The following is a 6,000-nucleotide window of genomic DNA, read 5'->3' on the forward strand; positions in this document are numbered from 1 at the left end:
CCCCTTGCCCGCTCCGCCTCAACCGGAGCGGGTTTTTTTGTGATCACCTATCGCCCAAGGTCGGGTTCATTAGCGGTTGACACTGCTGCAGGCCTATTGGAATCTTGAGCGTTCCTGATTTGCGGGCGCGGAATTTAGCGGGCAACCCCCATACCCGCGCGAAGGGTAGGCGCATGCCTCTACCCGCCGAAGGACTCCGGAGCACGGCCAACCGCCGGTTCCGGCCAATGCCCCGACGCGGCGATCCGCCGTGCTAGGGAAAGCGTTTGCAGGCAGCCTGTTAGGCCTTGCTGCGCGTTCCCGATGAGAGTGCAGGCCCCAACAGGGCTAAATGCCAGGGTTTGGCATCAGGTGTCGGCTCGGCCGACAGCGGCATACCGCCGCACTCGAACCCGTGCCCCAAAGGGCGCGGATCGCACTCGAGACCTCCAGGGAGAGACACACGTGGAATTGCTTTCCGGCGCGGATATGATCGCCCGATTCCTGCAGGATGAAGGCGTCGAATACATCTATGGTTACCCGGGCGGCGCAGCCCTGCACATTTACGATGCGCTGTTCCGCCAGGACAAGGTCAAGCACATCCTGGTACGCCATGAACAGGCCGCCACCCATGCCGCCGACGGCTACGCCCGGGCCTCCGGCAAGCCCGGCGTGGTACTGGTCACCTCCGGCCCCGGCGCCACCAACGCCGTCACCGGCATCGCCACCGCCTACATGGATTCGATTCCCATGGTGGTACTGTGCGGCCAGGTGATGAGCCACCTGATCGGCGACGACGCCTTCCAGGAAACCGACATCATCGGCGTGACCCGTCCGATCGTGAAGCACAGCTTCTCGATCAAGCACCCGACCGAGATTCCGGAAGTCCTTAAGAAAGCCTTCTATCTGGCCGCGACGGGGCGTCCCGGCCCGGTGGTGGTGGACATTCCCAAGGACATGACTGCCCCCACCGAGCGCTACGAGTACGTCTACCCCAAGAAGGTCAAGATGCGCTCCTATAACCCGGTGGCGCGGGGTCATACCGGACAGATCAAGAAGGCCGTGGAGATGATGCTCAAGGCCAAGCGGCCGGTCTTCTATACCGGTGGCGGGGTCATCACGGGGCGTGCCTGCGAAGGGCTCACCGATCTGGTCAAGCGGCTCGGCTATCCCATCACCACCACGCTGATGGGTATCGGCGCCTACCCGCAGAGCGACCGGCAGTGCCTGGGCTGGCTCGGCATGCACGGCTCCTACGAGTCGAACATGGCCATGCACCATGCCGACCTGATCATCGCCATCGGCGCGCGCTTCGACGACCGGGTGACCAACAACACCTCCAAGTTCTGTCCCACGGCCAAGATCATCCATGTCGACATCGACCCCAGCTCCGTCTCCAAGACGGTGCGCGCCGACGTGCCCATCGTCGGGCCGGCGGCCAGCGTCATCGACGAGATGATCAGCCTGGTGCAAGGCAAGGAGATCGCTCACCCCGAGGCGCTGACCGAGTGGTGGCAGAAGATCGACGGCTGGCGCGAGGAGCGCCGCGGCAAGCTCTACGAGCCCTCGAAGCCCGGCGAGCAGCTCAAGCCTCAGGAGGTGATCGAGGCGCTGTGCGACATCACCCGCGGTGAGGCCTATGTGACCACCGACGTGGGCCAGCATCAGATGTTCGCCGCCCAGTACTACAAGTTCGACAAGCCCAACCGCTTCATCACCTCGGGCGGGCTCGGCACCATGGGCTTCGGCTTCCCGGCGGCCATGGGCATCAAGCAGAACTTCCCCGAGGAGACGGTGGTCTGCGTCACCGGCGAAGGCAGCTTCCAGATGATGATGCAGGAGCTCTCCACCTGTAAGCAGTTCGGTGGAGGGGTCAAGATCATCAATCTGAACAACGCCTCGCTGGGCATGGTGCGCCAGTGGCAGGACCTCAACTACAAGTCCCGCCACGCCCACTCCTATATGGAGTCGCTGCCAGATTTCGCCAAGCTGATCGAGGCCTATGGCTTCACCGCGCTGCGGGTGGAGACGATGGACGAGCTGCGCCCGGCGCTGGAACGCACCTTCGCCGACAAGCACGAGCTGGTGTTCGTCGATGTCATCGTCGACCCGCGCGAGCACGTTTATCCGATGCAGGTGCCCCTCGGCTCCATGCGTGACATGCTGCTTTCCAAGACGGAGCGGACCTGATGCGCCATATCATCTCGATTCTCATGGAAAACGAACCGGGCGCACTGTCTCGCGTGGTAGGGCTGTTCTCGCAGCGCAACTTCAACATCGAGACGCTCAACGTGGCGCCCACCGAGGACCCGTCGCTGTCGCGGCTGACCGTGACCACCGTCGGTGACGACCGGGTGATCGAGCAGATCACCAAGCACCTCAACAAGCTGATCGACGTGATCAAACTGGTCGACCTCACCGAGGGTAACCACATCGAGCGCGAGCTGATGCTGGTGAAGGTCAAGGCGCTGGGAGCGGCCCGCGACGAGGTCAAGCGGACCGTCGACATCTTCCGTGCGCAGATCGTCGACGTCACGCCGAGCCTCTACACGGTGCAGATCACCGGCGATGCGCCCAAGCTCGATGCATTCCTGCAGGCCATGGGGCCGGTGGGTATCCTCGAGGTGGCGCGGACCGGGGTGTCGGGCATCGCCCGCGGCGATAAAGTGCTCAGCCTTTGAGCTACCGCCGGTCGTATCGACTAGCCGCCCTTCGGGGCGGCTTTTTGTTGTCTGGCTTTGTCAGCGCTCCACGACCTCGTCCCACAGCGCCTGGATCAACGGGCGTTTCAGCTGCCGGTGCAGCACGCAGAGCCCGACGTCGTAATGTGGCAGTTCGGGCTTGACCGCTAGAACCCTCACCCGCTCGGCCAGGGGGCTGTTGTCGAGCACGATCTTTGGTACCACGCCGATACCGAAGCCGAGGCCGACCATGCTGACGATCGCCTCGTGACCCGCGACCTGGGCATAGATGGTGGGCGTCACGCCCAGTGCCCGAAACCAGGTGTCGGCGTACTCCCGTGAAAGCCCCGCCTCGGAGAGAATCATCGGCACGTTGCGCCACTGCGCGGCGGAGGGCGAGTCGGGGGTGAGCGGGATCCAGGGGCCTGCTCTTCCGGGGCGATGAAGACCAGCGGCGAGCGGGTCAGCGACTTGAAGGCCAGGCCTCCGGGAGCACTGCGCGGACGGGGCGTGATGGCCATGTCCTCGTCGCCGGCCAGCACCCGGTTCATCGCTTCCGCCGGGTCGCCGGTGTGCAGCTTGAGCTCGATGCGCGGGTGATGCAGGCGAAAATCGCTGAGCAGGTCGTAGAGGAAGCTGTAGCTGGCGGTGACCGAGCAGTAGATGCTGATCTCGCCGGCGAGCTCGCCGTCCTGGCGGCTCAGCGCATGACGCAGCAGCTCCCACTGGCCCAGCGCTTCGCGGGCGTACTCCTGGAAGACCTTGCCTTGGCGGGTCAGGGCCACATGGCGGTTGTCACGCACGAACAGCGGCGCGTCGAGGCTCTCCTCGAGCTGCCGGATGGTCCTCGATAGCGTCGAAGGGCTGACGTGGCACAGCTCGCTGGCACGACCGAAGTGCAGCGTATCGGCCAGGGCGAGAAACTGCTTGAGAGGGCGCATGTCCATGCGACCATTATTGCATGATACGGCACATCGTGTTGCAAATATCGCGTTTTACGCAACACTGGCTTCGCGTTAAGGTGTCTCCATCGAATGTCCGACTCCCAGTGCCGCGACAGACGGCGCGGGTGGCCATCAATGCTGACACACTCTCACTTTTGCTTTTAGGAGCCTGCCATGCACGTGTATTACGACAAGGACTGCGACCTCTCCCTCATCCAGGGCAAGAAAGTCACCATCGTGGGCTACGGCTCCCAGGGCCATGCCCATGCCAACAACCTGAAGGAGTCCGGGGTGGATGTCACCGTCGCCCTGCGCGCCGGTTCTTCTTCCGCGGCCAAGGCGGAAGGGGCCGGCCTCAAGGTGGCCTCGGTCGAAGAGGCGTGCAAGAACGCCGATGTGGTCATGATCCTGGCGCCGGACGAAAACCAGAAGGCGATCTATGAGAACCAGGTCGAGCCTAACCTCAAGCAGGGTGCCACCCTGGCCTTTGCCCACGGCTTCAATATCCACTACAACCAGATCGAGCCGCGCAAGGATCTGGACGTGATCATGATCGCCCCCAAGGCCCCGGGCCATACTGTGCGCTCCGAGTTCGTCAAGGGTGGCGGCATCCCCGACCTGATCGCTATCCATCAGGACGCCTCCGGCAAGGCCAAGGAGCTCGCGCTCTCCTATGCCGCAGCCATCGGCGGCGGTCGCAGCGGCATTATCGAGACCACCTTCAAGGACGAGACCGAGACCGATCTGTTCGGTGAGCAGGCGGTGCTCTGCGGCGGTGCAGTCGAGCTGGTCAAGGCCGGTTTCGAGACTCTGACCGAGGCAGGCTATGCGCCGGAGATGGCTTACTTCGAGTGCTTGCACGAGCTCAAGCTGATCGTCGATCTGATGTACGAGGGCGGTATCGCCAACATGAACTACTCCATCTCCAACAATGCGGAGTATGGCGAGTACGTGACCGGTCCCGAGGTAATCAACGAGCAGTCTCGCCAGGCCATGCGCAATGCGCTCAAGCGCATCCAGACCGGCGAGTACGCCAAGATGTTCATCCAGGAAGGCAACACCAACTACCCCTCGATGACTGCACGGCGTCGCCTCAACGCTGAGCATGAGATCGAGCAGGTAGGTGCCAAGCTGCGCGGCATGATGCCGTGGATCACCGCCAACCAGCTGGTCGACAAGAGCAAGAACTGATCGGGTGAGGCGGTTTCGACGAGGGCGCGTATCAACGCGCCCTCGTTGCGTTTGGGCCGGCTTCGCTTTTCGCTCGAACGCCACGGTGTAGAATGGTACCTAGCACCTTTGGGTGAACCTTCTCTGGCAATGGACGACACGCATGAGTCAGGACCCCCGTAGCAGTGAGCATTCTTCTCGCCCCGACAGTGCCGAACCAGGGCCGGCCGAGCACGACAGGGTGCCCCCGGCCGAGGAGGACCTTGCCTCGGCATTCGTGCGCGAAACCGAAGTGATCGAAGAGGCGATCGAAAACGGCAAGAAGGTCAGGCGCAAGGGTATCTACCTGCTGCCCAACCTTTTCACTACCTCGGCGCTGTTTGCCGGCTTCTTCTCGGTGGTGGCGGGAATCAATGGAGACTTCACTGCCGCGGCCGTGGCGATCTTCATTGCCATGGTGCTCGATGGCTTGGATGGGCGTGTGGCCCGTCTCACCAATACCCAGAGCGCCTTCGGTGCCGAGTATGACAGCCTTTCCGATATGCTCTCCTTCGGTGTGGCGCCGGCGCTGGTGGCGTTCACCTGGATTCTTCAGGACATCGGTAAGACCGGCTGGGTGGTGGCCTTTCTCTACGTGGCCTGTGCGGCGCTGCGCCTGGCGCGTTTTAATGTGCAGATCGGCAGTGTGGACAAGAAGTGGTTCATCGGCCTGCCGAGCCCTTCGGCCGCGGCCTTCGTCGCCGCCAGCGTGTGGACCTTCCACAGCTTCGATGCCGAGGCCTTCGGCTTCAAGCTGCTGATGATGATCGTGGTTGCGGCGGCCGGCATCCTGATGGTCAGCAACATCCGTTACTACAGCTTCAAGGACATTGATCTCAAAGGGCCGGTGCCCTTCGTGGTGCTGCTCGCGATCGTGCTTGGCTTCGTGGTGATCTCGGTGGAACCTTCGGTCATGCTGCTGCTGCTGTTCGGCGCCTACGTTGCCTCAGGGCCAACCTTGGCCATTATGCGCAAAATGAAGCATGCCCCTCCTGCCGCATAAGGCTCTTGGCTTCCGTAAGAAAGCGCCCGCCTCGTGCGGGCGTCGTCGCCTTCGCCCCGCGAACAAAACCATCCACAGCCCCTCGTCGCCGAGCGCCTGTGGATAGCTCGCTCGCTGTATCGTCACCCGCTTGCCACGCGCCTGAAATATTTTTACCGCCGCCCCTTGCAGGGGTCGGGGAAAA

4 protein-coding genes and 1 pseudogene are annotated in these 6,000 nt (G+C 62.9%); 4 read left to right on the plus strand and 1 reads right to left on the minus strand.

Going from position 1 to position 6,000, the window contains the following annotated elements:
- The first annotated feature begins 444 nt into the window (after positions 1 to 444).
- A complete protein-coding gene (locus ACUDAL_RS19135; RefSeq protein WP_444679252.1) occupies positions 445 to 2,169 on the plus strand; it encodes an acetolactate synthase 3 large subunit in 1,725 nt (574 codons plus the stop codon).
- Positions 2,169 to 2,660, plus strand: a complete 492-nt coding sequence (gene ilvN / locus ACUDAL_RS19140; RefSeq protein ID WP_010627682.1) for an acetolactate synthase small subunit — start codon at positions 2,169 to 2,171, stop codon at positions 2,658 to 2,660. The genes ACUDAL_RS19135 and ilvN overlap by 1 nt, the downstream gene beginning before the upstream one ends.
- Positions 2,661 to 2,720: 60 nt before the next feature.
- Here ilvN and ilvY read toward each other — a convergent pair.
- Positions 2,721 to 3,607, minus strand: a pseudogene (ilvY, locus tag ACUDAL_RS19145) (HTH-type transcriptional activator IlvY).
- A 171-nt stretch (positions 3,608 to 3,778) separates the two neighbouring features.
- On the opposite strand from ilvY, the gene ilvC reads away from it, so the two are divergent.
- Together ilvC and pssA are read left to right on the plus strand one after the other, a co-directional pair.
- Entirely contained in the window at positions 3,779 to 4,795 is a 1,017-nt protein-coding gene (gene ilvC / locus ACUDAL_RS19150) for a ketol-acid reductoisomerase (RefSeq protein WP_444679253.1), read from the plus strand.
- A 142-nt stretch (positions 4,796 to 4,937) separates the two neighbouring features.
- Entirely contained in the window at positions 4,938 to 5,816 is an 879-nt protein-coding gene (gene pssA, locus ACUDAL_RS19155) for a CDP-diacylglycerol--serine O-phosphatidyltransferase (protein WP_444679254.1), read from the plus strand.
- Positions 5,817 to 6,000 lie beyond the last annotated feature (184 nt).

The sequence above is a fragment of the Halomonas sp. E19 genome (genome assembly GCF_052439355.1).
Taxonomy (GTDB): domain Bacteria; phylum Pseudomonadota; class Gammaproteobacteria; order Pseudomonadales; family Halomonadaceae; genus Halomonas.